This is a genomic window from Bacillus sp. FF-1 (genome assembly GCF_028548245.1).
Lineage (GTDB): Bacteria > Bacillota > Bacilli > Bacillales > Bacillaceae_G > Bacillus_A > Bacillus_A paranthracis.
The window spans coordinates 117397-144288 of record NZ_JAQQGG010000001.1; the positions used below are offsets into that span (position 1 = coordinate 117397).

Annotated in this window: 27 protein-coding genes and 1 other annotated feature; of the genes, 17 read left to right on the top strand and 10 right to left on the bottom strand. The window is 37.0% G+C overall.

Annotation, left to right across the window (positions count from 1 at the left end; translation table 11 throughout):
* Positions 1-200 precede the first annotated feature (200 nt).
* Positions 201-1055, top strand: coding sequence for a CvfB family protein (locus tag PQF83_RS00635; RefSeq protein ID WP_000281267.1), 855 nt, complete (start codon positions 201-203; stop codon positions 1053-1055).
* Positions 1056-1104: 49 nt separating this feature from the next.
* On the opposite strand, the gene prsA is transcribed toward PQF83_RS00635, so the two are convergent.
* Complete coding sequence (prsA, locus tag PQF83_RS00640) at positions 1105-1962, bottom strand: peptidylprolyl isomerase PrsA (protein ID WP_001214230.1); 858 nt, start codon at positions 1960-1962, stop codon at positions 1105-1107.
* Positions 1963-2091: 129 nt separating this feature from the next.
* The gene (locus PQF83_RS00645) at positions 2092-2223 is read right to left on the bottom strand and encodes a DUF3941 domain-containing protein (protein ID WP_001120845.1); all 132 of its coding nucleotides are present in this window, start codon (positions 2221-2223) and stop codon (positions 2092-2094) included.
* Positions 2224-2323: 100 nt separating this feature from the next.
* Between PQF83_RS00645 and PQF83_RS00650 the strand changes: the two genes are divergently transcribed.
* The gene (locus PQF83_RS00650) at positions 2324-3181 is read left to right on the top strand and encodes a YitT family protein (protein WP_000364453.1); all 858 of its coding nucleotides are present in this window, start codon (positions 2324-2326) and stop codon (positions 3179-3181) included.
* 25 nt (positions 3182-3206) lie between these two features.
* On the opposite strand, the gene PQF83_RS00655 is transcribed toward PQF83_RS00650, so the two are convergent.
* The 3 genes from PQF83_RS00655 to PQF83_RS00665 form a co-directional block, all read right to left on the bottom strand.
* Positions 3207-3404, bottom strand: coding sequence for a DUF3813 domain-containing protein (locus PQF83_RS00655; protein WP_000527400.1), 198 nt, complete (start codon positions 3402-3404; stop codon positions 3207-3209).
* Positions 3405-3545: a hypothetical protein gene (locus tag PQF83_RS00660; RefSeq protein ID WP_000516816.1), complete on the bottom strand. Its 141-nt coding sequence runs from the start codon at positions 3543-3545 to the stop codon at positions 3405-3407.
* 105 nt (positions 3546-3650) lie between these two features.
* A complete protein-coding gene (locus PQF83_RS00665) occupies positions 3651-4460 on the bottom strand; it encodes a Cof-type HAD-IIB family hydrolase (RefSeq protein ID WP_001041235.1) in 810 nt (269 codons plus the stop codon).
* A 492-nt stretch (positions 4461-4952) separates the two neighbouring features.
* On the opposite strand from PQF83_RS00665, the gene PQF83_RS00670 reads away from it, so the two are divergent.
* Together PQF83_RS00670 and clpB are read left to right on the top strand one after the other, a co-directional pair.
* Entirely contained in the window at positions 4953-5132 is a 180-nt protein-coding gene (locus tag PQF83_RS00670; protein WP_000531418.1) for a YjzC family protein, read from the top strand.
* Positions 5133-5343: 211 nt separating this feature from the next.
* The gene (gene clpB, locus PQF83_RS00675; protein ID WP_000365371.1) at positions 5344-7944 is read left to right on the top strand and encodes an ATP-dependent chaperone ClpB; all 2601 of its coding nucleotides are present in this window, start codon (positions 5344-5346) and stop codon (positions 7942-7944) included.
* Between the two features lie 37 nt (positions 7945-7981).
* On the opposite strand, the gene PQF83_RS00680 is transcribed toward clpB, so the two are convergent.
* A complete protein-coding gene (locus PQF83_RS00680; protein WP_001211114.1) occupies positions 7982-8164 on the bottom strand; it encodes a YjzD family protein in 183 nt (60 codons plus the stop codon).
* Between the two features lie 156 nt (positions 8165-8320).
* Here PQF83_RS00680 and PQF83_RS00685 point away from each other — a divergent pair, with 156 nt between their 5' ends.
* The 7 genes from PQF83_RS00685 (at position 8321) to PQF83_RS00715 (ending at position 14577) form a co-directional block, all read left to right on the top strand.
* Entirely contained in the window at positions 8321-9055 is a 735-nt protein-coding gene (locus PQF83_RS00685; protein WP_000028704.1) for a hypothetical protein, read from the top strand.
* A gap of 29 nt (positions 9056-9084) precedes the next feature.
* A complete protein-coding gene (locus PQF83_RS00690; protein WP_000486163.1) occupies positions 9085-9957 on the top strand; it encodes an NAD-dependent epimerase/dehydratase family protein in 873 nt (290 codons plus the stop codon).
* A gap of 53 nt (positions 9958-10010) precedes the next feature.
* The gene (locus PQF83_RS00695) at positions 10011-10187 is read left to right on the top strand and encodes a ComZ family protein (RefSeq protein ID WP_009879752.1); all 177 of its coding nucleotides are present in this window, start codon (positions 10011-10013) and stop codon (positions 10185-10187) included.
* Between the two features lie 402 nt (positions 10188-10589).
* The gene (fabH, locus tag PQF83_RS00700; protein ID WP_001100541.1) at positions 10590-11522 is read left to right on the top strand and encodes a beta-ketoacyl-ACP synthase III; all 933 of its coding nucleotides are present in this window, start codon (positions 10590-10592) and stop codon (positions 11520-11522) included.
* Positions 11523-11553: 31 nt separating this feature from the next.
* Positions 11554-12792, top strand: coding sequence for a beta-ketoacyl-ACP synthase II (gene fabF, locus PQF83_RS00705; protein WP_000412651.1), 1239 nt, complete (start codon positions 11554-11556; stop codon positions 12790-12792).
* 106 nt (positions 12793-12898) lie between these two features.
* Positions 12899-13687: a DUF2268 domain-containing protein gene (locus PQF83_RS00710; RefSeq protein ID WP_000539323.1), complete on the top strand. Its 789-nt coding sequence runs from the start codon at positions 12899-12901 to the stop codon at positions 13685-13687.
* Between the two features lie 143 nt (positions 13688-13830).
* The gene (locus PQF83_RS00715; RefSeq protein WP_000966137.1) at positions 13831-14577 is read left to right on the top strand and encodes a YjbA family protein; all 747 of its coding nucleotides are present in this window, start codon (positions 13831-13833) and stop codon (positions 14575-14577) included.
* A gap of 524 nt (positions 14578-15101) precedes the next feature.
* Here the strand turns inward: PQF83_RS00715 and trpS are convergent.
* Together trpS and PQF83_RS00730 are read right to left on the bottom strand one after the other, a co-directional pair.
* The gene (gene trpS / locus PQF83_RS00725; RefSeq protein ID WP_000110985.1) at positions 15102-16091 is read right to left on the bottom strand and encodes a tryptophan--tRNA ligase; all 990 of its coding nucleotides are present in this window, start codon (positions 16089-16091) and stop codon (positions 15102-15104) included.
* Positions 16092-16166: 75 nt separating this feature from the next.
* Positions 16167-16383 (bottom strand) — a binding site (T-box leader).
* A gap of 106 nt (positions 16384-16489) precedes the next feature.
* Positions 16490-16870, bottom strand: coding sequence for a DUF3899 domain-containing protein (locus tag PQF83_RS00730; protein WP_001044989.1), 381 nt, complete (start codon positions 16868-16870; stop codon positions 16490-16492).
* 319 nt (positions 16871-17189) lie between these two features.
* On the opposite strand from PQF83_RS00730, the gene PQF83_RS00735 reads away from it, so the two are divergent.
* From PQF83_RS00735 to PQF83_RS00755, 5 genes are all read left to right on the top strand, one after another.
* Positions 17190-18821, top strand: coding sequence for a peptide ABC transporter substrate-binding protein (locus tag PQF83_RS00735; RefSeq protein WP_000727235.1), 1632 nt, complete (start codon positions 17190-17192; stop codon positions 18819-18821).
* A gap of 127 nt (positions 18822-18948) precedes the next feature.
* Entirely contained in the window at positions 18949-19878 is a 930-nt protein-coding gene (opp3b, locus tag PQF83_RS00740; protein ID WP_000534165.1) for an oligopeptide ABC transporter permease, read from the top strand.
* Positions 19875-20891, top strand: coding sequence for an oligopeptide ABC transporter permease (gene opp3C / locus PQF83_RS00745; RefSeq protein WP_000974101.1), 1017 nt, complete (start codon positions 19875-19877; stop codon positions 20889-20891). Before opp3b ends, opp3C begins: the two co-directional genes overlap by 4 nt.
* 18 nt (positions 20892-20909) lie before the next feature.
* On the top strand, positions 20910-21953 hold the full coding sequence (locus tag PQF83_RS00750; RefSeq protein WP_000854346.1) for an ABC transporter ATP-binding protein: 1044 nt from the start codon (positions 20910-20912) through the stop codon (positions 21951-21953).
* Complete coding sequence (locus PQF83_RS00755; protein WP_000166346.1) at positions 21946-22881, top strand: ABC transporter ATP-binding protein; 936 nt, start codon at positions 21946-21948, stop codon at positions 22879-22881. Before PQF83_RS00750 ends, PQF83_RS00755 begins: the two co-directional genes overlap by 8 nt.
* A gap of 144 nt (positions 22882-23025) precedes the next feature.
* On the opposite strand, the gene PQF83_RS00760 is transcribed toward PQF83_RS00755, so the two are convergent.
* Entirely contained in the window at positions 23026-24471 is a 1446-nt protein-coding gene (locus PQF83_RS00760; RefSeq protein ID WP_002163724.1) for an MATE family efflux transporter, read from the bottom strand.
* A 352-nt stretch (positions 24472-24823) separates the two neighbouring features.
* On the opposite strand from PQF83_RS00760, the gene PQF83_RS00765 reads away from it, so the two are divergent.
* On the top strand, positions 24824-26470 hold the full coding sequence (locus PQF83_RS00765) for a peptide ABC transporter substrate-binding protein (RefSeq protein WP_000728616.1): 1647 nt from the start codon (positions 24824-24826) through the stop codon (positions 26468-26470).
* A gap of 28 nt (positions 26471-26498) precedes the next feature.
* Here the strand turns inward: PQF83_RS00765 and PQF83_RS00770 are convergent, their stop codons facing one another.
* Positions 26499-26702: a hypothetical protein gene (locus PQF83_RS00770; RefSeq protein ID WP_000559978.1), complete on the bottom strand. Its 204-nt coding sequence runs from the start codon at positions 26700-26702 to the stop codon at positions 26499-26501.
* Positions 26703-26892 lie beyond the last annotated feature (190 nt).

Consider the following 26892-nt stretch of genomic DNA (forward strand, 5'->3'; position numbering starts at 1 on the left):
TACTAAAGTATAGCTGAAAACGAGCTTAGACTTAAGTGTTTTCATACTTATAATGATGTAACCTCATTTTATTATAGTGAATTTTGGGCAGTTGGACAAATAAAGAGAAAATCGTGTTATAATTAACTTTTGTTTGGAATGATAAAAATATAAAAAGTTAAAAAGTTCATTTTATATATATAGAAGGGAATTAAAAAAATATGTATTTACAAATAGGATCGATTGAACAGGTAACTGTTTTACGCGAAACGGAAATTGGATATATGGTTGGAAATGAAGAAGAAGAAATTTTCCTACATAAAAATGAAGTAGCTGGAGAAATTGAAGAAGGCGATACGATTGATGTATTCTTATACCTTGACCACCAAAATCGTATTTCGGCAACAATGAAGGAGCCAATTATTACAACATATGATTGGAACTGGGTAAAGGTTGTAGAAGTTATTCCTAGTTTAGGTGTGTTTGTTGATATTGGTGTATCAAAAGATATACTAATTCCAGCTGATGAATTCCCAATTTATATGCCAGTATGGCCTGAAGTTGGAGATGAATTATATTGTACGTTAAAATTAACGAATCGTGATCGTTTAATTGCTCTTCCGGCAAGAGATAGTGATATGCAAGAAATCGTTGTAGATGCGACACCATCTATGCGTAATAAAAACGTAAACGGACGTGTGTATCGTTCACTTCAAGTTGGTTCGTTCGTATTAACAGATGAGCATTTTCGTGCATTTTTACATCATACAGAAAGAAAAGAACAAGTTCGTATCGGTCAACGTGTAACGGGACGAATTATTGATGTAAAAGATGACGGTACAATTAACATTTCACTTCTTCCTCGTAAAGAAGAAGGAATGGAAGATGATGCTACAGTGATTTATGCATATATGGAAGAACGGGGCGGAGCAATGCCGTTTTGGGATAAGAGCTATCCAGAAGACATTAAAGAACGTTTCAATATGAGTAAAGCTGCATTTAAGCGTGCACTTGGTAAGTTGATGAAAGAAGAAAAGGTTTACCAAGAAGAAGGTTGGACGTACTTTAAGAAATAAAGGAAATAAAAAGCACCACCTTATATTTTACCTATAAGGTGGTGCTTTTTTAATTCCCTTGCTCATGTACAAGAGTAAACGTATCTTTCAACTCACTATCGTTTATTTTAATATTTGCTTTTTTTAATTCATTTTGCAATAGTTTTTTGCCGAATATAGGGTCAGAGATACGTTCTTCTTCTAAGTTTTTGCGAATAGAGTCTTTCACTTCATCATAGGGTTTTAATTCTTTTTTATCAGTTAATTTAATAATATGATAACCGTTTGGTGATGTAACGGGATTGCTAATTTGTCCGACCTTTAGTTTATAGGCAGCAGTTTCAAATTCAGGTGCCATTCTACCTGAATTGAAATATCCGAGGTCTCCGCCTTTTTCTTTTGATAGTAGGTCTTGCGATTCTTGTTTTGCTAGTTCTTCAAATGAAGCACCAGCATCTAATTTTTTCTTTATTTCTTTCGCTTCATTTTCGTCACTTACTAAAATATGGCTTGCTTTAATTTCTGGTTTATAGTGGTCTTTCACGTCTTTTTCTGTAATACTTTTCTTAATCGCTTCATTCATAGCAAGTTTGAACTTAATTTGATTTTTGAAATCAGCTTCATCTTTTAAACCATTGTTTTTCAATACGTTTTTAAATTGGTCTCCGTATTGATTTTTTGCTTTTTGTAATTCTTTATCTACATCATCGTCAGATACTTTATATTTTTTCGTGATAACGTCTTGCGCCATCATTTCGTACAGCATGTCTTTTCCGTAACGATCTTTCAACTGTTTTTCGAAGTCGCTCTTCGTAATGGTTGAGTCGGTTGCTGTAGCGACTGTATCTGAGTCGTTTTTTTGTCCACAAGCAGATAGCATTAATATACTTAGTAGTGCAGTAATAATGAAAATGTGTTTTCCTCTCATGCTAACACCTCATCCGAATATGTTATCGCTATTGTAGAATATAGAAGTGAACATGAAGTGAATTTTTAATGTTTTTTCCTGTGAAATGTAAAAAAAGTACATCAACAATATTGTTGATGTACGATGGGATCAAAGGTGATCGGTCTTTTTGGAATAAGCACGCTTACCTTGCTCTATATTCTTTTGTTCTTGCTCATTTTTTTGCGCGCGTTTTGCATTATTATCGCGTGCTTTTTTGTCGTTATCACTCGTATGTGGCATATGTATCAACTCCATTTCTAAACGTTGTACGTTTATCATTTCCTTTTTCGTAAAGACTATGTATAGCAGTGTATTCATGAATAATGAAGGTGGATTGGAAATGGATTTGAAGTTGAATTATACCGAACTTATAAAGAAGTTAATCGTTGTAATCGTCGCAGGTTTGTTAAATGCGATTGGAATGAATTTATTTTTAACGCCAGCGAAAGTGTATGCAAGTGGCTTTGCTGGATTGTCTCAATTGCTATCACAAATATTAGGTGATTTTTTATCTATTCACATATCAACCGGGGTATTATTTAGCTTGTTTAACATTCCAGTCGTTATTTTAGCATGGAAAAAGGTTGGAAAGGCCTTTACTTTCTTTAGTTTTCTTTGCGTTATCTTTATGACTATGTTTTTAGAAATTATTCCAGTTAGAGCAGTTTCAAACGACATCATATTAAATGCGATTTTTGGTGGGCTTATTTCAGCAATCGGGGTAGGGATTGCGTTGAAGTGGGGGGCTTCTACAGGTGGTTTAGATATAATCGCCATGATTTTATCAAAGATTAAAGACAAGCCTGTCGGTACGTATTTTTTCTTCTTTAATGCACTGATCATTATCGCTGCCGGCTATGTGTATGGATGGGAAAAAGCATTATATACTTTAGTGACTTTGTATGTGTCAACGCGAATCATCGATGCAATTCATACGCGTCATGTGAAGATTACGGCATTAATCGTTACGAAGAATGGGGCGGATGTACGAAAGGCGATTCACTCACGCTTAGTGAGGGGGATTACAACTATACCAGCAACTGGTGCTTATACGAATGAAAATAAGGAAATGTTAATGATTGTTATTACCCGTTACGAACTGTACGAATTGGAGAGGGTTATTAAACAAGTGGACCCAGGTGCATTTACAAACGTACTGCAAACAGTTGGGGTGTTCGGATTGTTTCGAAAAGATTAAAGAGGACCAAAGCTGGTCCTCTTTTTTAATGTGCATTCGTAATGTTTTGCAACTGCTCTTGCATTTCACGTAGCTGAACTTTTTCAGCAGTTGAAGAATTTGCGTAAGCGGATTGCAAAGCATTTTTTGCTCTATATACGAGATCTTGTTGCTCGACGCCGCTTGAACAAGATACAGCATTTGCAACAGCATCTCTAGCTTGTTGAAATAGTAAGTTCCCCATTTAGACCCCTCCAAAAGAAGAGTTACTTCTCGCTTTTTCTGCCTCAGCTAATGTACCTCGGTACGGGAATCTTGCATCATGCTTCATAACAGCATCGGCTCCTTGTTGGATAAAACGTTTTGATTTGTTCTTTTTACCCATTCGAAAAACCCCCTTTATTTAGCTGAAAACAATCGACGCGCTAACTTGTGCGTCTAATGATAGTATGAGCGTTTGGCGAGAAACTATAAGCAGGGAATTTTTAGATTACAACCCAAGAACCTCTTCTAAATATAGTGCAATACCATCTTCTTCGTTCGTTAGCGTCGTATGGTTTGCGAGTGATTTTAATTCAGGGATGGCATTTCCCATTGCGATGCCGTGACCAGCAAATTCAATCATTTCAAAGTCGTTATCTTCATCACCGAAAGCGATGATTCGCTCTTGTGGAATGTTATAATGACTAGAAATTTTTTGTAGTCCAACAGCTTTATTTAATCCGCTTTTTACAATTTCAATAATCGGCCAAGGTGCGCCCCACTTTCTATGGTCGATTACTTCAGCGTGCATATCAGTTAAATGTTGACGAATTGCACTGGAATGCTCGTCATGTGCGTCAATTAATAAGCAAGTTGGATGATCATTTAAAATATTTAATAAGTCTCCTGTAAAAATGTTTGGAGAACCGAATTCGAAAATATGTTTTTTATCTTCATCAATTTCACGTACATACACATCGTCCATTACTTCAGCGTATATGTTTTTTACGCCAAAATCAAAGCAAGCCCGGACAATTTCTTGCGCTGTTGCTAGCTCAAGAGGAGAGTGATGTGTGCCCCACTTTGAATCAAGAGGGTGATGTACGTAAGCGCCATTAAAGTTTACGATTGGTGTATTTAGACCAAGTTCTTTATAGTAATCATAACTAGCGCGGAATGGACGTCCTGTTGAGATAACAACAATATGTCCTTGTTCCTTTGCTTTTGCAATTGTATGTTTCGTTCGAGTGGAAATTATTTTGTTGTCTGTTAATAAAGTGCCGTCTAAGTCTAGTGCGATTAAATGTTGTTTGTTCATAATTTCACCTCTTATAATATTTTTTTGTTTTTATCTGTATTTCCGTTTTTAATCTGCAGAAATAAGAGGTTAGACTGGGTGAGACCACCAAAGATGGAAAGTTCACTATATATCCATCTTACGTCGCAAAGTGCTGCGGTGTCTACTATTTCTCGTTGGAAATTAAGAAAAGTCAACATCTTTTTAGAAAGTTCAAACAATGTTTCTTTCATTATGGACAAATTGTGAAAAGGGTTACATTTCTCGTATGATGAGGCTTATAATGAACATGTAATCTTCTCGTATATGTTTGACTCTCCTTTGAAACTGGCCTATAGTAGGTTGGTTTCTTTTTTTTCTACAAATAGGAAAGAAATCCCTGCTTTAAGCTTGTGTCATTCATGTATATGTACAAGAACGAAATGTAGTACCTGTTTCCTAAACATGACAGAAAAGCTTTCTTTTAAAATGGATATACTAATGAGGCAAAGACGTCATGGAAGGAGAATGGAAATGGGACAAAATCGCAGGTTTCGTTCTGGACAAAAAGCGCCGAATGATGGCATTTACGTAGAAATTGGTGAAACGGGAAGTATGGTAAAAGACCCGCAAATGGTGAAACTAACTGCTGGTGACAAGTTTCCAGATAACACGAATCATAACCGTCAGTGGACGTATAAAAGAAAACCGTAACAGGAGCCGCAATCGTTATTGCGGCTTTTTTGTCGTTACACATTTTAATTTCATTTACCGTATATTTTTCAGTTGTATCATGAATGCTCCTTTTTTCTTTTTCAAATAATAAGTTTGAAAATACATAAGCAAAATTATTGTATAAAAAAGTCAGTTGGCGTATAATCAAATCAAAGGTCAAAGAAAGTCAAACATTTGGAGGACTGTAAAGATGGACTTAAATCAAATGACAACAAAAACACAAGAGGCGATTATGAGTGCCCAATCTTTAGCGGTATCTCATCACCATCAAGAAGTAGATACTGTTCATCTCTTGTTTACATTATTAGAAGAGCAAGATGGGTTAGCAGTACGTATTTTTCAAAAAATGAACGTCGATATAGAAGCATTAAAACAAGGCGCCGAAAATTTAATTAAGAAAAAGCCTTCCGTAACGGGGAGCGGTGCAGAAGCGGGTAAATTATATATAACAGGTGCTCTGCAACAATTACTTGTAAGAGCGGGAAAAGAAGCAGAGAAATTGCAAGATGACTACATTTCAATTGAACATGTATTGCTTGCTTTTACTGAAGAAAAAGGCGATATAAATCAATTATTTACAAGATTTCATATTACGAAAGATAACTTATTACAGTCTTTAATGACAGTTCGGGGGAATCAAAGAGTGACTAGTCAAAATCCAGAAGCAACTTATGAAGCGTTAGAAAAATATGGTCGTGATTTAGTAGCGGAAGTAAGAGCGGGGAAAATTGACCCTGTTATCGGCCGCGATAGTGAAATTCGCCGCGTAATCCGCATTCTTTCACGTAAAACGAAAAACAACCCAGTTTTAATTGGTGAACCAGGTGTTGGTAAAACAGCAATTGTTGAAGGGTTAGCACAGCGTATTGTGAAAAAGGATGTACCTGAAGGATTAAAAGATAGAACAATCTTTGCATTAGATATGAGTGCGCTTGTAGCTGGAGCGAAATTCCGCGGTGAATTTGAAGAGCGTCTCCAAGCTGTATTAAATGAAATTAAAAAGAGTGAAGGACGCATTTTATTATTCATTGATGAACTTCATACAATTGTCGGCGCTGGTAAAACAGAAGGCGCAATGGATGCAGGAAATATGTTAAAACCGATGCTTGCGCGTGGTGAACTGCATTGTATCGGGGCGACGACACTAGATGAATATCGTAAATATATTGAGAAAGATCCAGCTCTAGAAAGACGTTTCCAACAAGTATTAGCAGAAGAACCAACCGTTGAAGATACAATTTCCATTTTACGTGGTTTAAAAGAGCGTTTTGAAATTTATCATGGTGTAAATATTCATGACCGCGCGATTGTAGCAGCATCAGTTTTATCAGATCGATATATTTCGGACCGTTTCTTGCCGGATAAAGCAATTGATCTTGTTGACGAAGCGTGCGCAACAATTCGTACAGAAATTGATTCTATGCCAACAGAATTAGATGAAGTAACGCGTCGCATTATGCAGCTGGAAATTGAAGAAGCAGCTCTTGGAAAAGAGAAAGACTTTGGTAGCCAAGAACGTCTAAAAACATTGCAACGTGAATTATCGGATTTAAAAGAAGTGGCAAGTGGCATGAGAGCCAAATGGGAGAAAGAAAAAGAAGATATTCACAAAGTTCGTGACTTACGTGAACATTTAGAGCGTCTGCGCCGTGAATTAGAAGAAGCAGAAGGTAATTACGACTTAAATAGAGCAGCGGAACTTCGCCACGGAAAAATTCCTGCAATTGAAAAAGAGTTAAAAGAAGCAGAAGAAATGGGCGCGAATAATAAACAAGAAAATCGTTTATTACGTGAGGAAGTAAGTGAAGAAGAGATTGCTGATATTGTTTCACGCTGGACTGGTATTCCTGTCGCAAAACTCGTTGAAGGTGAACGTGAGAAATTATTACGATTAGAGCAAATTTTATCAGAGCGTGTTATCGGACAAGAAGAAGCGGTAAGCCTAGTATCAGACGCAGTTCTTCGTGCTCGTGCTGGTATTAAAGACCCGAACCGTCCAATTGGTTCCTTCATCTTCTTAGGACCGACTGGTGTTGGTAAAACAGAACTTGCAAAAACGTTAGCGCAGTCTTTATTTGATAGTGAAGAGCAAATGATTCGTATTGATATGTCTGAGTACATGGAGAAACACGCTGTGTCACGCTTAATTGGTGCACCTCCTGGATATGTTGGATATGAAGAGGGCGGTCAATTAACAGAAGCAGTAAGACGTAAACCATATTCTGTTATTTTGTTAGATGAAATCGAAAAAGCACATCCAGAAGTATTCAACATTTTATTACAAATGTTAGATGACGGACGCATTACAGATTCGCAAGGACGTACAGTAGACTTTAAAAACACAGTTATTATTATGACGTCAAATATTGGATCTGCTCATTTATTAGATGGATTAGAAGAAGATGGCTCAATTAAAGAGGAATCAAGAGAACTTGTCATGGGGCAATTAAGAGGACATTTCCGACCAGAGTTTTTAAATCGTGTCGACGAAATTATTTTATTCAAACCTCTTACAACGAATGAAATTAAAGGTATTGTTGATAAAATTGTAAAAGAATTACAAGGCCGTTTAGCTGACCGTCATATTACGGTACAATTAACAGACGCAGCGAAAGAGTTTGTTGTCGAAGCTGGCTTCGATCCAATGTACGGAGCTCGTCCGTTAAAACGATATGTACAGCGTCAAGTTGAGACGAAATTAGCGAGAGAATTAATTGCAGGAACGATTACTGACAATAGTCATGTAGTTGTTGATGTAGAAAATAACGAATTAGTCGTTCATGTGAAGTAAAACAAAAAAGAGTTCGGATAAAATCCGGACTCTTTTTTTAGTGTTGTTCTACTGGCTCGTTTGGAATTGCAGCTGCAATTGCTAGTACGAATACCGCAAGAACAACTGAGAAAATAGACGCTTGGTTAAAATCGTATGTACCGCCAGTCATAGAGCCGATTACGTAGCTCATCATATGTACAAGCAAGAACGACCAAATTAATGCCCAAATGAAACGCATATTTTACACCTCTATTCGTTCAATCTGTCCTTATTGTAACACAATTGAAAAAAGAATATAGAAAAATATTTGTAGATTTTTCAACGCAAATTTGCATTCCGTTCATACATTATAAAAGAGTACTTTTATACGTTTAGAAAATAAGGCGGGGGAAAAATGAGTATTACGGAACGTTTTTTTTACTTAGAAAAAGAACCATGTGTCATTTATTTACCGGAGAAGCCAAATGGATTTTCTGTCATGCTTCTAGGTGATTACAACTACTTTATTGAGAATGGTACAAGTTTATGGACACAGCATGCGGGTAGATCTTATTTTTTACATGGCCTTATTGAGGAAGGCTATACGGTCTTTTCTTCTAATTTATACGGAAGACATTGGGGAAACGATCAATCTGTTCGTCTAGCAAAACGCCTATATGACGTTGTTCTGAGAAAAGAGACATTGAATGCGAAAATGCACATTATGGCAGATGGTATGGGGGCACTTGTAGCACTTGAAATGATGAACAAATACCCTGAATGTATACGCTCTGTCATTATGCTAAATCCGTGTTTAGATTTACCAGAATATGTCGAGTTTGAGAAAGAGCATAAGTTTTTTTACAAGAGACTCGTGAAGGAATTATGTTTAGCGTATGATGCTAAAGAAGAAGAATTAGAATCGAAAATAAATAAGAAATCATTTACGCTTCTTCCGTCTTGTGTACCTGTTAAAATTTTTGTATCAACACAAGAAAAAAGAGGAAGAAAACAGTTGCTACGTAAATACGAGAAAATGAGGCAATTGAACCAATGCGATACTTCTGTCTTATTCCATCTGCAAGATGTGAAATATAAAATGGTTAGGCAAACGACTGATTTCTTTAAAAAATATGAAGAAGAATTGTGAAGCTCCCATATACATAAATGAGGAGCTATTTGTTTCAAGGAGAAAGGGTTGGTGGTATGGAACGCGTGCTAATTATAGGTGCACTTACGTTTGTAGGTTATCACCTTGTGAATAAAATGATTGCAGAAGAAGTAGAAGTATATGGTCTTGATTTTGATGAATTCGATAGTATGACAAAAATTAATGAAGAGAAGTTATTGTTAATTGGGCGAAATGCGTTATTTACGTATTATTCGATAAGAGATGAAGACGGATGGAGATCCGTAGAGGAAGAGAAATTTGATGCCGTTTACTTTTGTCTGTATGAGCCTAACCAACAAAGTGGCTTTCGAAATGAAAGAGTTATATTACAGTATTTAAAGCGAATGATAAGACTGTGTGAAGAACATAAAGTGAAGTTAAATCTAATTTCTTCTATTGAAGTAGGAAACGTAGATGAGTCCGAAAATAAACGTCTATTTGCGAAAGTGGAAGAAGGATTGAAAAAAGGAGAGGTACAATATAGTGTATTTCGAGTTCCTACATTATATGGGCCATGGCAACCATCTTTTATGATGTATCATCAGCTCATTTTATCAGAACTGGGTGAGAAAGAGTGCCATTATACGAGTGAGGAAAACGCGAGTGATCTACTGTACGTTGAAGATGTATGTGAATACTTATGGGAAAATGGAATGAACGAGGAGTATCTCGGTATATATAATTTACTTAGTGGTAAAAAATCATTATGGAAAAAAGGTATGAACCTTTTACGTGCAGAGGATAAAGTGAAAAAAGAGAATGTGGAAGAAAGAGATGGAACTGTAGAGGTTATTTCGATAAAAAGAAATACTCCGTTAGAATACGGTTTAAATAAACAATTGGCACATATGAAAAAATATAAAGAGTTATACGAAGGATAGCGAGCGTGTTACACTATGTATGTGAAAGTTTTAATGGAGAGGAAGAACATAATATGAATGAGAAAAGCATGCAATTTTTACAAATCGCAATGAAGCATTTACCAGAAGCAAAGGCCATTTTAGATGATAATGGAATTGCGCTTGATATGGAGAAAGCTCAACCAGTATTAGAGTTATTGATGAAAGTTATGAACGAAGCATATGAGCTTGGGAAAGCAGATCAAGAATAAAAAGCATAAAAAGAATAAAAAGCATCTTTTGAGATGGAAGAGAGGCCCGAACCGTGGATAGAAGCGGTCAGGGCCTTTTTTTATTTTCGCCTGGGGGAAAACCAGATATATGAAGAGGCTAAAGGAAAAGTAGTGAGGAGAACCCTCTAGTTTAGAAGGAAAGCAGATAAAGAATAAAAATTTAGATGGAAGAGAGGCCTGAACTGTAAGTAGAAACGGTTCGGGCCTTTTTATATTTCGAAAGAACAGGGAAAGGTATGTTTCCGTTTCTTTTCATAAACAATAAGGTGAATAATGCGTTCGCTTTATGTTTTAGCAGAAATATATTCTAGACAAAAATACATTTATGTTTTAAAATTAGTACCAAGTCATAATAATTGATATAAAACGGAGGGCTGCGATGTGAACGTGGGCATTTTAGGGATCGGAAGATATGTGCCGGAAAAAGTAGTCACAAATCACGATTTAGAGAAAATAATGGATACATCCGATGAATGGATTCGTACGAGAACAGGGATTGCGGAAAGACGCATTGCCGATGATACAATAGATACTTCATATATGGCCGTAGAGGCTTCTAAAAAAGCGCTTGAAGATGCAGGGGTTAGCGGAGAGGATATCGATCTTATTTTAGTAGCAACAGTAACGCCGGATCGTGCTTTTCCAGCAGTGGCTTGTGTCATTCAAGAAGCAATTGGCGCAAAACATGCAGCTGCAATGGATTTAAGTGCAGCGTGTGCTGGTTTTATGTACGGAATGATTACAGCGCAGCAATTTATTCAAACGGGAACTTATAAAAATATACTAGTAGTTGGTAGTGATAAACTATCTAAAATTGTAGATTGGAACGATCGAAATACAGCAGTACTATTTGGAGACGGAGCCGGTGCGATCGTAATGGGAGCTGTTTCAGAAGGTAAAGGCGTTCTATCTTTCGAATTAGGAGCGGACGGAAGTGGCGGTAAGCATCTTTATCAAGATGAGTATGTTATGATGAATGGCAGAGAAGTCTTTAAATTTGCTGTTCGTCAACTTGGGGATTCTTGTCTTCGCGTTCTAGATAAAGCTGGTCTTACGAAAGAAGATGTGGATTTCTTAGTACCGCATCAAGCGAATATTCGTATTATGGAATCTGCAAGAGAGAGATTAAATTTACCACAAGAAAAGATGAGTATGACAATTGAGAAGTTCGGTAATACATCAGCTTCTTCCATTCCGATTGCAATGGTAGAGGAATTGCAAAACGGACGTATTCAAGATGGTGATTTAATTATACTTGTTGGTTTTGGCGGCGGATTAACATGGGGAGCAGTCGCTCTTCGTTGGGGTAAATAAGGACTGAGAGAAAAAAAGGAGTGTATTTTGTATGGAAAAAAAGAGGGTCGTAATTACAGGACTAGGAGCTGTTACACCGGTCGGTACAGATGTTGAAACAGCGTGGGAAAACATTAAAAAGGGTGTATCTGGAATCGGACGACTTACAAGAATTGATCCGGAACTATTTCCAGCAAAAGTAGCAGCAGAAATTAACGACTTTGAAGTCGAGAAATATATTGATAAAAAAGAAGCGCGTCGTATGGATCGCTTTACACAATATGCAGTAGCAGCAGCGAAAATGGCAGTTGCAGATGCAAAGCTTGAGATTACAGAAGAAAATGGACCTCGAATTGGTGTATGGATTGGTTCTGGTATTGGTGGTATGGAAACATACGAAGAACAATTTAAGATTTTTACTGAGAAAGGCCCGCGCCGCGTGAGCCCATTCTTCGTACCGATGATGATTCCAGATATGGCAGCAGGCCAAGTATCAATCGCAACAGGAGCAAAAGGAATTAACACTTGTTCTGTAACGGCTTGTGCATCTGGTGCAAACTCAATTGGTGATGCGTTTAAAGCAATTCAGCGTGGTGATGCTGATGCAATGATTACGGGCGGGGCAGAGGCGCCGTTAACAAGTATGGCATTCGCAGGATTTAGCTCAGCGAAAGCATTAACATTCAATGAAGATCCAGCAACAGCTTGCCGTCCATTCGATAAAAACCGTAGTGGTTTCGTAATGGGTGAAGGTTCAGGTATTTTAATTCTTGAAGAATTAGAGCACGCATTAGCTCGTGGTGCTCACATTTATGCGGAAATCGCTGGTTACGGTGCAACTGGTGATGCATTCCATATTACAATGCCAGCTCCTGGCGGTGAAGGCGGCGTGCGCGCAATGCGTCAAGCTTTAGCGGATGCAGGTCTACAGCCAGAAGATATTGATTACATTAATGCGCATGGTACAAGTACGGATGCGAATGAAAAGTATGAAACGATGGCAATTAAAGAAACGTTCGGTGAGCATGCGTATAAAGTAGCAATCAGCTCAACGAAATCAATGACAGGTCACTTATTAGGGGCAGCTGGTGCTGTTGAAGCGATTTTCTCTATTAAATCAATTACAGATGGAGTAATTCCTCCAACAATTAACTATGAGACACCAGATCCAGAATGTGACTTAGATTACGTACCGAATAATGCGAGACATCAAGAAGTAAACGCGGTGTTAAGTAATTCATTAGGATTCGGTGGTCATAACGCAGTATTAGTATTTAAAGCGTATAAATAATAGATGAGATAAGGAGTTTTTTCGCGATATATTGCGAAAAAACTCCTTATTTATTTTTACGTCTTTTTCTCTTTTTGCATATACATAAGAAAAAGGAGGGATAAAGATGGGGGTTGTTGAAACTGCTGAGTGGTTACATCTATATTATGGACGGCCAGAAAAGCTGTGTGAGAAGTTTACGAAGTATATCCCGCTGCCAAAAGAAAGGTTGTATCGCTTTTTAATTTCTAAAGGTATGTATCGCCCTGTTATGCGAGGAGAACGAGAAATTAAAGAGTTAGAGAAAAAGGAAGTTTGGAAAGAGTTACGTGCAGAGTATGAGAAACTGAAAAATTGGTTAAAAGGTCCAGATGTCCCTGTCTTTATTCTATTATCAGATTCCTATAATCGAACTGTACAAGAAGAGTATAACGGCAGGGCTGGATTATCTATGCGTCACGTTATTTTCTTATTCGTATGTGGACGGAATTCGGTGGAAGAATTAAAAGTGCTATTGGCGCATGAATATCATCATATATGCAGGTTGCATCAAATTGAGACGAAAGAAACGGAATATACATTACTTGATACGATGATTATGGAAGGGTTAGCTGAGCAAGCGGTAACGGAAAGATATTCAGAAAAAAACAATGCACCGTGGACGACGTATCTTTCAAAAGAAGAGGCTATATATTATTGGAAAAACGTTGTATATGAAAGAATAAGTATAAAGCGAGGAACAAGGGAGCACGACATCTTATTAAATGGATTTCACTCTTATCCGAAGATGCTTGGCTATGCGCTTGGATTTCATATTGTCAAAGATTGTGTAACTTTGGAAGGAGAAGATACACTTTCTTTATTACCTATAGATGCAAAAGAAATATTGAATAAAGCAAAAACATTTCATATATAAAAAAACAGGAGCTCTCTTTCCTGTTTTTTTAGTATTAATAGAAGAAAAAATAATAATTAGAATATATTTCCTTAGGTGGAATAAAGTTAAGAAAAATTGAACATAATGATGGATACAAACAGTAGTGAAGTGAGGGGTAGTGAATGTTATATCTACATGATGTATGGGTAAATTGGTTTGAAGGTGAAGAAAATGGGTATAACGTTTGTCATTTTTACGAATGGCGGAAAGATGATACGATTGAGCTATTAGATCAAGTGCCATTATTAAAAGTAGATTCCACATTATATCATTACATCGAGAACGAATTGTTAGAGCTTCCGCAAAAAATGTTGGAAGACGTACATCATAAGGCTTATATTCGTAAAAATCATGAACGTTTGCAGCAAGAGTATTGCTTTGTAGTTACAGATGGAAAAGGAATTATTGCAATCGACACAATTGGTTACAACGTACCGATTCGAAAGAGCAGACTTATACCGCGCCAAGAGCAGATGGTATATGAGATGGTAGAAAACGTACAAGCAGAAAAGTATGAGTTCCAAGTAGAAGAAATGGAAAAAGAACATCATATTTTATCACCATCACCTTTCATTATGAATGGCTTAACTCGTAAAGAAAGACAGCTTAAACAATTACTATTTATGGCGTTAGATCAATTACATACAACGAAAAACACAGCGGAAATTCGCTATTGGTTCACAGAGTGGGATCCATCAGCATACGGAATGGTTCAACATATGGAATTTGAAGATATTTGGGCTAAGCTGTATGATGAAGCGAAAACAGGTTGGTCTGAGAAGCACGAACAATTATGCGAGCGTCTCGTAAAAGGACAGCCATTTTTTGAAAAGTTATGGGAAATGGAAAACGAGCAAAAGGTAAATTAAAAAACCGCCAATCGGCGGTTTTTTTTATTTGTTGTAGTCTAGCTCCAGCGGCAAGAATGTTCGGTGGCTTCGCGCCTTCCTGCGAGGCAAAAAACGCCTCTACGTCAGGAGCTCCATCCCCCTCACATTCTAAGCGAGCCGCTTCTGCTTTATATGAAATCCAGCTCCAGCGGCAAGCTCTTCGTGTCTAAGAACCTTCCGCATAAGAAGGCAAAAAGCGCCTTTTATGCGAAAGAACCTTAGCCAGTCAGAGCTGAACGAGCCGCCTCCGCTTTATATGTAATCTAGCTCCGGCTCCTAACCCTTCGCGTCTAAGAACCTTCCCCACAAGAAGGTAAAAAGCACCTTCTGTGGGAAAGAACCTTAGCCGTCAGGGCTAAGCAGTCGCCTCCGCTTTATATGAAATCCAGCTCCAGCGGCAAGAATGTTCGGTGGTTTCGCGCCTTCCTGCGAGGCAAAAAACGCCTCTACGTCAGGAGCTCCATCCCCCTCGCATTCTAAGCGAGCCGCTTCCGCTTTATATGTTACCTACGTTTTCTGCTTAGTCCCATTGCGTTTTCTACTTTGCGTAGTTGTTTGAATGCGACGCGGTTTGCTTTTTCGGCACCTTTGTCTAGAATTTCGTCTAGTTCTGGTGAGTTGATTAGTTCGTTATATTTGTCTTGGATTGGACGAATTGCCTCTACGACTACTTGCGCTAAGTCGCCTTTGAAGTCGCCATATCCTTTTCCTTCGTACATTGCTTCAATTTCTTCAACTGTTTTTCCAGAGAATGAAGAGTAGATTGTTAATAAGTTAGAGATGCCAGGTTTGTTTTCTTTATCAAATTTCACGATACCTTCAGAATCAGTTACAGCACTCTTAATTTTCTTTTCAATTGTTTTTGGTTCGTCAAGCATGCTGATCATTGATTTTGGATTCGGATCAGATTTACTCATTTTTTTCGTAGGCTCTGTTAGTGACATAACGCGAGCTCCTACTTTTGGAATACGGATTTCAGGAATTGTGAATACTTCACGGAAGCGTTTGTTGAAACGCTCTGCTAGGTCACGTGTTAATTCCATATGTTGCTTTTGGTCATCACCAACAGGCACGATTTCAGTGTTGTAAAGTAAAATATCAGCAGCCATTAATGGTGGATACGTTAGTAATCCAGCTGGTACTGAATCTCTACCTGACGCTTTATCTTTATATTGCGTCATACGCTCTAATTCTCCAACGTAAGCAACTGATTGCATAATCCATCCTAGTTGAGCGTGTGCCGGTACTTCTGATTGTACAAATAACGTAGCTTTTTCAGGATCGATACCGCATGCTACATAAAGTGCAGCAAGACTGCGGATGTTTTTACGAAGCCCGACGGGATCTTGAGGCACTGTAATCGCATGTTGATTTACAATACAGAAATAACAGTCGTGTTCGTTTTGAAGCTCTGTAAATTGCTTCATAGCCCCTAAATAGTTTCCAAGTGTAATCGTTCCACTCGGCTGAATACCAGAAAAGATAACTGACATAAGTAATTCCTCCTAAATTTGAATGCGTGATAGGGAAGAGAAGGCAAACAAAAAAGCCCATTCATCCCAAAAAACTATAGGGACGAATGGACCGCGGTACCACCCTAATTATTTCACTACTGTGAAATCTCTCTAATCCATAATAACGTTTGGATATAACGCCAAAGCCTACTACTTTCGGTTCGGTTTGGAGCTCAAAAGCCCATTCCATACTGTACAATTACTTGTTCACACCAGCCACAAGCTCTCTGAAATTGCCTCAATATGTACTCTTCTTTATCATCGCATACATATAAATTTATTTATTGTTACCTGAGCTCTTTTAAATATGAAAGAACTAAAGTTTTATAACAAAATGTTTTGCAGATTATTATATCATATGGGATAGTGTTTGCAAACTACATCAAAATAGTAAAGCTAATGAAGGTCGAGAACAACCCAAGAACGATACCGGTAATGCAAATTGGATACGTCCATTTGAATGAATATGTTTTATAAATACGTTCTTTCTTATCGACAGGTTCCTCTACTTCTTCAATTAAAGAGTCGATTTTTTTGTTCGTACCAAATACTCTTTGGAATGCGTAAATTGTTACGTTAAAAAATCCATTTTGAAATATGAATAAAAAACCGCCTGTAAGAATAAAAAATAGTGCAATATAAAAAGAGATGTTGACAAAATTCAACAAAAAATGCGATGAAACGAGGAATGCACCAATACTAGAAGCGATTATCGCTATGAAAATTAGTATACAAGTATGAAAAAAAACTTTATTCAAAATGTTCCCCTCCGTCAAAATATTACTAGAATTATTATACTATAAAAGCTATAATATGTACTAGAACTAATTTTTTGAAAATTATACGCAATTAAAGGTCTGATTGCAAGATGATGGTAGCAATGTTAACGTATCCCTTTACAAAAAAATAAAAAAATAAACATTTTATTAAAAATTTTAACAAAAAAACAAAAAACTATATTCACAATTGTTATATTATATGTATAATGAAAATTGTAGAAACTTGGAGATTATTCTTTCAATTCTACTTTTTTACAAGTGAGGGTACAGGAAGTGCAATTAGGGGAGGCAACACAACATGAAGAAAAAGATACCGTTATTACTTGCATCGACGTTGACTGTCAGTATGTTAGGAGCTTGTAGTTACCAAAAAGAGGATAATAAAGCAGGCGCGAAAGAAAAATCCTCAAACAAGCAAGTGTTAAATCTAACTGAGACAGCTGAAATCCCAACTATGGATACGACGTTATCAACAGATGCAACATCTTCTAACATCATGAATAACACAATGGAAGGGTTATATCGTCTGGGGAAAGATGATAAACTTGTTCCGGGTGTCGCTAAATCTTATGAGAAATCAGAGGATGGCAAAAAATATGTGTTTAAGTTACGTGAAGATGCGAAATGGTCTAATGGTGAACCTGTAACAGCGAAGGACTTCGTTTATTCTTGGCGAAGAGCTGTAGATTCAAACACGGGTGCCAAGTTTGCTTACATACTATTTGATGTTAAAAATGCGGAGAAAGTTAACAAAAAAGAATTACCAGTTGAAGAACTTGGTGTAAAGGCAATTGATGATCATACACTTGAAGTGGAATTAGATAACCCTGTTCCTTATTTTGTAAGTTTAACAGTCTATCCAACATTATATCCTTTGAATGAGAAATTTGTAACAGAACAAGGAGCAAAGTTTGGATTAGAATCCAATACGACACTTTATAATGGTCCATTCGTATTAAATGAATGGAAGCATGAACAAAGTTTCCAACTTAAGAAGAATCCAACGTATTGGGAAAATAAAGAAGTAAAACTTGAGGAAATAAACTTCAATATTGTTAAGGATCGTTCAACTGCTATAAATTTATATGAAACGAAAGCAATTGATCGTGTAGTCTTAACATCAGAGTTTGTAGATAAATACAAATCAGATGCTGACTTTAAAACGATTAAGAGACCATCTACACAATTTATTCGCTTAAATGAAAAGAATAAATTTTTAGCAAATAAAAATATCCGAAAAGCAATTGCAATGTCCTTTGAACGTGAAAACATCGGAAAAGTAATCTTAAACGATGGTTCAGAGGGTATATATGGTTTTGTTCCGAAAGGCTTAGCAAAAGGTCCGAATGGAAAAGACTTCCGTGAAGAAAACGGAAAGCTTATAAAAGAGGATATGAAAGAAGCACAAAAATACTGGGAAGCTGGTAAAAAAGAACTTGGTGTAGACAAAGTAGAGTTAGAGCTATTAAACTTTGATACTGATGATGCTAAAAAAATCGGAGAGTATTTAAAAGGCCAATTTGAAAAGAACTTACCAGGTTTAACAGTTCCAACAAAAATGCAACCATTTGCACAAAAATTAAAACTTGAAGCAAGTGGAGATTATGCAATGTCATATGCGGGATGGAGTCCAGATTATATGGATCCAATGTCATTCCTTGAAATGTATACGACAGGTAATGCACAAAACAAAGTACATTACGCAAACCCAGCGTATGATGATTTAATTAAAAAAGCAAAAACAGAAGTTGATGTACAAGCTCGCTGGGATGCATTATTACAAGCGGAAAAACAACTGCTTGAAGATGCGGCGATTGCTCCAGTATATCAACCTGGAAAAGCATATTTACAACGCCAATCTATTACTGGCCTATTAGAACATAAGTATGGCGGGGAATTTAGCTATAAGTGGGTTGAACTCAAAAACTAAAAATGGTTTCCATCATGAATAAGGGTATATGCCTATGATGGGCGTGTACTCTTATTTTAAAAAAATAAAAGTAAGAATATTTTAAACTATCTTATTGCTTTTGAGAAAAACGGGGAGGTGCTTGACTATGGGACGTTATGTATTAAAACGTTTCGTGTACATGGCTTTGACATTATTTTTAATTACTACGTTGACTTTCTTTTTGATGAAATTACTTCCAGGTTCTCCGCTTAAAAATCAGGAGAAGTTATCACCGGCACAAAAAGAAATCATTCTTGAAAAATATGGTTTAAATGATCCAGTACCAGTTCAATATGCACGTTACTTAGGTAACTTAGCAAAAGGGGATTTAGGGGTATCATTCCAATATGATAACCGTCCAGTAACAGACATGATTGTGGATCGCATTGGACCATCAGCACAACTTGGTTTACAAGCGATTATATTAGGAACATTTATCGGTTTAATTTTAGGAATCGTTGCGGCACTTCGTAACAATACGTGGGTCGACTATGGAGCGACAATTATTTCCGTACTCGGGATGTCGGTACCATCGTTCGTATTTGCCGCATTACTACAATATTTCGTAGGGGTAAAACTTGGATGGTTCCCAGTAGCATTCTGGAAAGGGCCAGAGTTTACAGTAATGCCTACAATCGCTTTATCGATGGCAGTTATCGCAACAATCGCACGTTTCGCTCGTGCAGAGTTAATTGAAGTTATGCAAGCTGACTACATTTTAACAGCGAAAGCGAAAGGAATTAGCCAAGGCGTTATCATTATCAAACACGCCCTTCGTAACGCGTTAATTCCAGTTGTAACAATTTTAGGACCAATGGTTGCAGGGTTAATTACAGGTACATTAGTTATTGAGCAAATTTATGCTGTACCAGGACTAGGGGAACAGTTCGTTAAATCTATTACAGTGAATGACTATACAGTTATTATGGGAACTACAATTTTCTATAGTGCGATCTTCATCTTAGTTATTTTCATTGTTGATATTTTATACGGAATTATTGATCCTCGTATTCGTTTAGCGGGAGGGAAAAAATGATGAAAGATGTACAAAAATTATCTCCAGACTTATTTCAACAAGCTAATCAAAATAATGTGGATAATGAAGTCATTGCCCGTCCAAGCTTAACGTTTTGGCAAGATGTAAGAAGACGTTTGTTCCAACATAAAGGAGCAATGTTTGGTTTAGTTTTATTAACGCTTATTATCTTACTAGCAATCTTCGGACCGATGGTAAGTAAGCACTCGTATAAAGAGCAAGATTTAGGACGTGCAAAATTGCCACCGAAAATTCCAGTTATTGAAAATGTTCATTGGTTACCATTTGACGGTACAGATCAATATGGTGTTGACCAATATGAAAAACGTGATATTAAAGAGTATTTCTGGTTTGGTACAGATGATCTTGGACGCGATTTATGGACAAGAACATGGGAAGGTACACGCGTATCATTATATATCGCTCTTTTAGCAGCAGCAATTGACTTAGTAATTGGGGTTGCATATGGAGGTATTTCAGCATTCTATGGCGGTAGAGTAGATAACATTATGCAACGTATTATGGAGATTATTAACGGTATTCCATACTTAATCATCGTTATTTTAATGGTAATCATTATGGGATCTGGTATATGGTCAATTACACTCGCAATGGCAATTACAGGTTGGATAGGGATGTCGCGTATCGTTCGTGGACAAATCCTTAAATTAAAAAATCAAGAATACGTATTAGCATCTCGTACATTAGGTGCAACAAATACACAATTAATTGTAAAACACTTAATCCCGAACGTAATGGGACCAATTATTGTAATGACAATGTTTACAATTCCAACAGCGGTGTTTGGTGAGGCGTTCTTAAGCTTCATCGGTTTAGGTATTCAACCACCATTCGCATCACTTGGTTCTCTTGTAAATGACGGTTATAAATCAATTCAAACGTATCCGCATATGATGTTCATTCCTGCGGTTGTCATCAGTATATTAATTTTAGCGTTTAACTTAATGGCAGACGGATTACGCGATGCGTTAGATCCAAAAATGCGTAAGTAAAAGAGGGGAGAGGCAAAGATGAAAACATTGTTAGAGGTAAAAGATTTACAAGTCTCCTTTGATACACATGCAGGTGAAGTACAAGCTGTACGCGGCGTTACTTTTGATTTGAAAAAAGGGGAAACATTAGCGATTGTAGGAGAATCTGGTTCTGGGAAATCAGTTACTTCTAAAGCGTTAATGGGATTAATTCCGAATCCTCCTGGACGCATTAAAAATGGTGAAATCGTATTTGAAGGTCGTGACTTAACGAAATTAACAGAAAAAGAAATGCAGCAAGTACGTGGTAAAGATATCGCGATGATTTTCCAAGATCCAATGACATCATTAAACCCAACGATGACAATTGGAAATCAAATTATGGAAGGCCTTATTAAACACCAAGGAATGAGTAAAGCAGACGCACGTAAAGTTGCGTTGGAATTAATCGACCTTGTAGGTATTCCAAATCCAGAAGCTCGTTTAAAACAATATCCGCACCAATTCTCTGGTGGTATGAGGCAGCGTGTAGTTATTGCGATGGCATTAGCTTGTAACCCAAAATTATTGATTGCCGATGAGCCGACAACAGCGCTAGACGTTACAATTCAGGCGCAAATTTTAGAGCTTATGAAGGACATTCAACAAAAAACAGAAGCAGCAATCATTTTCATTACGCATGACTTAGGTGTAGTGGCGAACGTTGCGGACCGCGTAGCAGTTATGTACGCTGGTAAAGTTGTTGAAATCGGAACTGTAGATGAAATTTTCTACAATCCAAAACATCCATATACTTGGGGCTTAATCGCATCTATGCCAAGTTTAGATGGTTCAGAAGAAGAGTTATATGCAATTCCTGGAACGCCTCCAGATTTATTGAAGCCGCCAAAGGGAGATGCTTTTGCACCACGTAACCCACAGGCACTGAAAATTGATTTTGAAATGGACCCACCTTTATTTAAAGTAAGTGATACACACTATGCGGCAACTTGGTTACTTCATGAGCAAGCTCCAGAAGTAAAACCGCCGGCAGTCGTTGAAAAACGCATTCTTCAAATGAAAGCAGGTGAACAACATGACTAAACAACGTGAGAAATTAATTGAAGTAAAAAATGTAAAGCAGCACTTCGACGTGAGTGGTGGTGTTGTCAAAGCGGTTAATGATATTTCATTTGATATTTACCGCGGAGAAACATTTGGTCTTGTAGGAGAATCGGGTTGTGGTAAATCAACAACTGGAAGAACGATCATTCGTTTATATGATGCAACTGCAGGTGAAGTATTGTTCGACGGTGAAAATGTACATGGCAAAAAATCACGCGCAGAATTGAAGAAATTCAACCGTAAAATGCAAATGATTTTCCAAGATCCATATGCATCATTAAACCCTCGTATGACAGTAGGGGATATTATTGCAGAAGGTATTGATATTCACGGATTAGCGAAAAACAAAAAAGAGCGTATGGACCGTGTTCATGAATTATTAAACACAGTTGGCTTAAATAAAGAGCACGCAAACCGTTTCCCTCATGAATTCTCAGGTGGACAACGTCAGCGTATCGGTATCGCTCGTGCACTTGCTGTAGAACCTGAATTTATCATTGCCGATGAGCCAATCTCAGCACTTGACGTATCAATTCAGGCGCAAGTTGTAAACTTACTGAAAAAGTTACAAAAAGAAAAAGGTTTAACATACTTATTCATTGCCCATGATTTATCAATGGTAAAATACATTAGTGACCGCATTGGTGTAATGTACCGTGGTCAAATCGTTGAATTAACAACAAGTGATGAGTTATATGCAAATCCAATTCATCCATATACAAAATCACTATTATCAGCAATTCCACTTCCAGATCCAGATTATGAGCGCAATCGTAAACGTATCGTATACGATCCATCTCAGCACAATTATGGCAGTGAAGAACCGACAATGCGTGAAATTCGCCCGGGACATTTCGTACTATGTTCTGAAGCGGAGTACAAGAAATATAAAGAGATTTATCAATAATAAAAAATCCATTCTTCTATTACAGAAGAATGGATTTTTTTACTATATAAAAGAGTTGTCAATATTTCTCGGTAAGTCGATATATTTAAAGAATCGCAAATATAAGTTGCCTATACTAATGACTACACCTTAATTAAACGAGTATTATTGCGCCTGAACAGAAACAATCTCCTCTTGTTCTTCAGGTTTAACAAGTGCATAACGCTCCCACGCTCTACTTTTCCAGCGGAAGAACATAATAATGGCACGTGTCCATTCATCAATAGCAATTGCTAGCCAAATACCAACGAGCCCCATATCTAAATGGAAGGCGAAAAAATAACCGAGTGGTAAACTCATTAACACCATAGAGAATGCGCCGATTAAAACTGGGTACTTTGCATCACCAGCTGCGCGAAGTGAATTGATGATGACGATGTTCATCGTACGCCCTGTTTCAAGTAGTACACTTAGTAAAAGAACTGACGCACCTAACGCAATAATGTGCGGATTATCTGTAAATAGTCCCATTAATTGTGTGCGGAATGTAATAACGAGAGCAACCATACATAAAGTGACACCGATCGCCCACTTTACACTTTTCCATACACGTTCATACGCTTCATCTTTTTCACCACCGCCAACGAGGCGTCCGATAATAATTGCAGTTCCCATACCGATTGCAATAGCGAATAAATAAGTGAACATAGAGATGTTCGTAGCGTATTGTCTAGCAGCTAACGATTCCGTTCCTAAATATGTTGCATAGTATAAGAAGACAATTTGGCAAGCTTGATACATAACCTGCTCAAACGCAGATGGAATTCCGATTTTTAAAATTTTCCCGATATATTCTTTTGATAAGGTGAAGTAGTATTGTAATTTTACACGGTACTCCATAACGCGGTACAGTAACCAGAAGAAAACGAGAAGCGCTATAAGTCGGCTGACAGCAGAAGAAATGGCAGCCCCTTGTACACCTAGCTCTGGGAAACCAAATTTTCCGAAAATGAGTACGTAGTTTCCAGCGATATGAATAATATTCATTCCAAGAGAAATAAACATCGCTTGCTTTGTGAAGCCATGTACGCGGATAATTGCGGCTAATGAATTAATAATAGCTTGAAGGAAAATAGCTCCTCCGACGATAGATAAATAGCTCTGTGCATACATTAGTACATCGCCTTGTAAGTTCATTGCCATCATCATATGTTTTGAGAATAAAAGAAAACCAGCGCTTATAACGAGTCCGACCACTAAATTTAATGTGACGGCTAAAGCTGATATTTTTGATGCTTCCATAAAACGTTTGGAACCGAGGTATTGAGATACGACGATGGCTGCGCCGTTCCCGATGACTTCTAGTACCAAAATAGCGATATGGAGATATTGATTCGCTGCACCAACCCCAGATACAGCATCGTCTGATAATGCACTTAACATGAAAGTATCAGCGATCCCCATTAACATAAATAGAAAAACTTCTAGAAAAATAGGCCATGTTAATAAGAATAAACTTAATTTCTCAGTAGGCCTGTTTTTTGCCTGAATTGCTGTCATGTCCGTCCCCTCTTTACCGATATCTATTTTTAGCAAAGTGTATCGTAACATACTTTCTTGACCTTTGCACTCATTTTAACCTACATATCTTTATTATGAAGGGAGAGCTATTTTATGATAAAAACAGAAGGATAATTATGCGTAAAGTATTATAAAATATAAATTTTGTTTTTATCTAATAATTTAGAAAAATATAAAAATAATTATTTCTGACACTTCAGTAAGGAAAATCGGCAATATGAAACGTTTACAAAGGATTAAGTTTTAACAGAAAATTTTAATAAAATAGAAATATAAATATACAAAAAATATATTTGTGTGTATAATATGAATTGTTAGAACATATATATATTTCTTTTTGTTTGAAAATGAAAGGGCTAACATTTTTGTGGAGGGTGGAAATATGAAAAAAAAGATGCCAGTTTTTGTAGTATCAACAGTAGCAATGAGCATGATGTTAGGGGCATGTAGCTACCAAAAAGATGAGCCGCAAGCGAACGCAAAAGGGGATAGCGGGAAAAGCGGTGCGAAGCAAGTTATTAACTTAATTGAAACGCAAGAAATTCCAACGATGGATCCAGCGTTATCAGCTGATGCAGTTTCTTCAAGAGTAATGACTAATACGATGGAAGGCTTATACAGTTTAGGAAAAGACGATAAGCTTGTTCCTGGTGTAGCGAAGGAATTCAAAAAATCAGAAGACGGTAAAAAATATACATTTACATTACGTGAAGACGCAAAATGGTCAAATGGTGAGCCTGTGACGGCAAAAGATTTCGTATACGCATGGCAAAGAGCGATTAACCCAGATACAGCTGCGAAATCAGCGTACATTATGTATGATATAAAAAATGCAGAGAAAATTAACAAAAAAGAGATGAGTCCGGACCAATTAGGGGTAAAGGCGATTGATGATTATACATTAGAAGTGGAATTAGACAATTCCATTCCATACCTTGTAGATTTAATGGTATATCCAATCTTCTATCCTGTGAATGAAAAGTTCGTGAAAGAGCAAGGTACGAAGTTTGGTTTGGAAGCGAATACAACACTCTATAACGGACCATTTACATTAAGTGATTGGCAACATGAACGTAGCTTTAAAATGACAAAGAGCTCGTCATATTGGGATAATAAAGAAGTGAAGATTGAGGAAGTAAACTTTAATATTGTTAAAGACACGTCTACACCAATTAATTTATATGAAACAAACGCAGTCGATCGAGCAACGTTATTAGCGGAGTTCATCGATAAATATAAAGGAAAACCAGATTTCCAAACAGTAGAAGATACATCTGTATTCTTCCTTCGTTTAAATCAAAAAGATCCAGCGTTAGCAAATAAAAATATTCGTAAAGCAATTTCACTTGCTTTTGAACGTAAACCGTTCGTTGATACATTATTAAATAACGGTTCTAAGCCAGCAACAGGATTAATTCCTGATAACTTCATTAAAGGACCGGATAAAAAGGACTTCCGTGCTGTAAATGGAGATATTGTAAAACCAAACGTGAAAGAAGCGAAGAAATATTGGGAAGCTGGTAAAAAAGAGCTTGGTAAAAATGAAATCGAATTAGAGTTATTAAACGAAGATGTTGAATTATCGAAGAAAACAGGGGAATATTTAAAAGGTGAGTTAGAAAAGAATTTACCAGGTTTAACAGTGAAAATTAAACAACAACCATTCGCGCAAAAACTAAAATTAGAAGATGCGGGCGATTTCGTCATGTCATTCTCTGGATGGAGTGCAGACTTCCCAGATCCAATTACATATCTTGATATGTTTGTAACTGACGGATCACAAAATAAAATGAAATATTCTAATCCGAAATATGATGAGATCATCATGAAAGCAAAAAAAGATGGAAGCGATGTAAATGCTCGTTGGAAAAGCTTACTAGAAGCAGAGAAAATGTTACTTGATGACGCTGCGATTGTACCGGTATATCAACGTGGTAGAGCATACTTACAAAGAGATTCCATTAAAAATATGTACAACCATAAATATGGTGGCGATTTAAGCTTTAAATGGGCGTCAGTAGAGAAATAAGAAAAAAGCAGGTAATTGCCTGCTTTTTTTAATACGTACGTTTCTTATAAATACCTTTCCCACCAACTTGGTTCCAGCCGGATTGTACATCCAAACTTTTATTAACAAACTTCATCTTTTCTTTTCCGCCAAAGAGTTTTTCACCAATACTATTTGTAATGACGCCAATCAATGCTGTTATTCCGATGATGAGGGCAGCAACAGTGACAAAATCAATAAAAAAAGCAATCATTTGCAAATTCCCCCTTTGCCTGTCTGTATTTTTATTGTATGAGATAAAAGATGAAAAAGAAAGAAATGTCAGAAAAATTTTTGATTTATTTTAGAAATCGTATGGACATGAATGAGAATGTTTGTTAAAATGAGAACAAATGTTCTTTTGATTCTCACTTGTATAGTCTTACATTTCTTAATTGATTTAT